Source organism: Pseudomonas sp. UBA6276 (assembly GCF_002438365.1).
Classification (GTDB): domain Bacteria; phylum Pseudomonadota; class Gammaproteobacteria; order Pseudomonadales; family Pseudomonadaceae; genus Aquipseudomonas; species Aquipseudomonas coleopterorum.
The window spans coordinates 25,880-29,222 of record NZ_DJUS01000061.1 but is presented as its reverse complement, the minus strand read 5'-3'; the positions used below and the strand labels follow the sequence as shown (position 1 = coordinate 29,222).

At 64.0% G+C, this 3,343-nt stretch carries 3 protein-coding genes; 2 read left to right on the top strand and 1 reads right to left on the bottom strand.

Features of this window, described 5'->3' with window-relative positions:
• Positions 1-216 precede the first annotated feature (216 nt).
• Together B2V21_RS07315 and B2V21_RS07310 are read left to right on the top strand one after the other, a co-directional pair.
• Positions 217-1,233: an extracellular solute-binding protein gene (locus B2V21_RS07315; protein WP_286916460.1), complete on the top strand. Its 1,017-nt coding sequence runs from the start codon at positions 217-219 to the stop codon at positions 1,231-1,233.
• Positions 1,230-2,783: an ABC transporter permease gene (locus B2V21_RS07310; protein WP_286916459.1), complete on the top strand. Its 1,554-nt coding sequence runs from the start codon at positions 1,230-1,232 to the stop codon at positions 2,781-2,783. The genes B2V21_RS07315 and B2V21_RS07310 overlap by 4 nt, the downstream gene beginning before the upstream one ends.
• Positions 2,784-2,888: 105 nt before the next feature.
• On the opposite strand, the gene B2V21_RS07305 is transcribed toward B2V21_RS07310, so the two are convergent.
• On the bottom strand, positions 2,889-3,343 hold a 455-nt coding region (locus B2V21_RS07305; protein ID WP_286916458.1), incomplete at its 5' end, for a methyl-accepting chemotaxis protein.

Below are 3,343 nucleotides of genomic sequence, written 5' to 3'. Positions count from 1 at the left end.
GTCTTCTTCTGGGCACCAATTCTTTACAAGAACCCGCGAAAGCGGGTTTTTGCGTTTTCGGGCTTCGAAAATCCGTGCCCTCTCCGTATCCACGGCGCACCCTTCGCGGCCGATGACCGCTCCTACGGCGGGCTCGCACGGCGCATGAGCACCTGAGAACCCATATCGTTTACAATTGTTTCAAGATTCCGCTGCCCTGCCGTAAGGAAGTAGTCCATGACGTCTCGAAACCCCCGGTCCCTGCTGCGTGCACTGGCTGCATGCCTGCTGAGCACCGCCCTGGTCGCTCCATTGGCGCAGGCCGCCGACAAGGTCGAGCTGACCCTCTACAACGGGCAGCACAAGGAAATCGGCGAAGCCATCGCCAAGGCCTACGAGGCCAAGACCGGCATTCACGTCAATGTCCGCAAGGGCAGCAGTAATCAACTGGCCAGCCAGGTAATGGAGGAAGGCGAACGCTCTCCAGCAGACCTGATCTACACCGAAGAATCCCCGCCCCTGAACAACCTGGGCGAAAAAGGCTTCCTGGCCAAGACCGACGACAGCACCCTGAACATGCTCCCGCCCGAGTACGTCGCCAAGGACGGCTCTTGGATAGGCGTGACCGCTCGCGTACGGGTTGTGGCCTACAACCCAAAGCTGATCGACGAAAAGGACCTGCCTGAAACGGTGCTGGAATTCGCCGAGCCGCAATGGCAGGGCAAGGTCGGCTTCGTACCGACCAGCGGCGCCTTCCAGGAGCAGGCCGTTGCCATCATCAAGCTGCACGGGCGAGAAGCTGCCGAAGAATGGCTTACCGGCCTGCGCGCCTTCGGCAAGACCTACACCAACAACATGGTCGCCCTCAAGGCAGTGGAAAACGGCGAAATCGCCACCGTGCTGGTGAACAACTACTACTGGTTCGCACTGCAGCGCGAGAAAGGCCAACTCGACTCCAAGCTGCACTACTTCAGCAACGGCGACGCCGGCGGCCTGATCACCATTTCCTCGGCTGCGGTCCTCAAGTCCAGCAAGCACCCACGCGAGGCCCAGGCACTGCTCGCCTACATGGCCAGCGAAGAGGGTCAGCGCGTGATCACCCAGACTACCGCTGAATACCCGCTGCACAAAGGCATGGTCTCGGACCGCGGCCTCAAGCCATTCGACGAATTACAGGCACCTGCCATCACCCCGGCTGACATCGGCAATGCCGAGGACGCCCTGGACATGGAACGGGACGTCGGCCTGAATTGATCACCCCCCCTGTCAGTACCACGGGGCGGCGCAAGCGTCCCTCGATCTGGGTGCTCGCGCCCGTCCTGCTGCTGGTCGGACTGAGCCTGCTGCCCCTGCTCTACGTCGGCCTCAAAGCGTGGCAGGCCGGCTTGCACGAAGCGATCAGGTTGCTCTGGCGCCCCTACGTCCTGCGTTTGCTGGGCAATACCCTGATGTTGATGGCTGGGGTGACCGCGGCCTGCGTGGTGATCGGTGTGAGCCTGGCCTGGCTGCTGGAACGCAGCGACCTGGCCGGTCGACGGCTTTGGGGCGTGATCCTGTGCCTGCCGTTCGCGGTCCCCGCCTTCGTCAGCGGCTTCACCTGGGTTTCGTTGAGCTCCGGATTCGAGGGGTTGGGCGGCGCCATCCTGGTCATGACGCTGTCGAAATACCCGTTGGTGTTTCTTCCGGTCGCGGCGACGCTGCGCAATCTGGATACCTCGCTGGAAGAGTCAGCCCGTACGCTGGGGCAGAACCGCACCGGTGTATTCTTCAAGGTGACCCTGCCGCTGCTGTGGCCTGCAGTGCTGGGCGGGGCACTGCTGATCGCGCTGCACATGCTGGTGGAGTTCGGCGCGCTGTCGATCCTGGGATTGCAGACCTTCACCACAGCGATCTACCAACAGTTCGAGCTCGAATTCAGCAATACCAATGCGGCGATGCTGTCAGCGCTGCTGCTGGTTCTGTGCCTGTTGCTGCTGTGGCTGGAGCTGAGGGTGCGGGGTACCGCGCGCCACATCCGTACCGGTCAAGGCGCAGCCCGCCGGGCAACACCGTTGCGGCTGGGGCCGTGGTGTGTAGTGGCGCAGCTGTACTGCCTGCTGCTGGTGGCCGTCGGCAGTGGCGTGCCGCTGGGCATGCTGGGGTATTGGCTGGTGAAAGGCTCGTCGGCCGCCTTTCCGGTGGCGGCTATTGGCGAGGCGTTGCTGACCTCGCTGTCACTGGCGTTGGGTGGTGCGGCTTTGTGCCTGGCATTGGCATTGCCCGTCGGTTTGCTGGTCGTTCGTCATCGCGGCCGCCTGGCGATCTGGGCGGAACGTTTGCCGTACCTGCTGCATGCACTGCCCGGACTGGTGATCGCCTTGACCCTGGTGTATTTCGCCCTGCACTACGTTCCGGCGATGTACCAGACCACGGGTTTGCTGTTGCTCGCCTACGCACTGCTGTTTCTGCCTCTGGCGCAGGCACCGGTGCGTAACGCTCTGAACAAGGCTGCGCCCCAGCTGGAAGAAGCTGCGCGCACGCTGGGTGCTACGCCCTTCACGGCGTTCTGCCGGGTGACGTTACCCATCATTTTCCCGGCCATGGCGGCGGCATTCGCGCTGGTGTTCCTGGACGGCATGAAGGAACTCACCGCCACGCTGGTTCTGGCCCCCACCGGCATGACCACCCTGGCAACCGAAGTGTGGTCACACACCTCGAACATGGAGTTCGCCGCTGCCGCGCCCTATGCGGCCTTGCTGATCCTGATCTCCGGGGTGCCGGTGTACCTGCTCACGACTCGCATGTACCTGAGCCACACACGTTAGGCCCTCCTGTAGGAGCGGTCCGTGGCCGCGAAAAGGGCAACGCGGTTCGTCAGGTAGACCGCAATGCGCCTTTCGCGGCCTATGACCGCTCCTACAGGCGGGCATCTAAGCGCGGAACTGACCCAGGCTGGCTTTCAGCTGGGCCGCGAGCTTGTCCAGTTCTCGGCTGCTGGCCGTGGTCTGCTGCACGGCGAAAGCCGCTTTCTCTGCCTGCGCATGAATCACCTGCACCCTGCCCTTCACAGCCTGCGCGCCGCGGGCCTGCTGCTCGGCGGCCTGGGTCGCCAGGCCGATCGCCGCGTGTACCTGCTCCACCGAAGTCTGCACCGCTTGCTGCAGCCGCGCGCTGTCGCGCAGCACCGCCAGACCTTCGTCCGCCTGACGTCCGGCCTGGCCGATGGCCGCCACTGCCTCGCGCGCGCCGGCCTGCAAAGCGCCGATATGGGCTTGAATGTCGCCGGTCGAACTCTGCGTCTTGCTCGCCAGCGCACGCACCTCGTCGGCCACCACGGCGAAGCCACGCCCGGTTTCACCGGCTCGCGCCGCTTCGATGGCGGCAT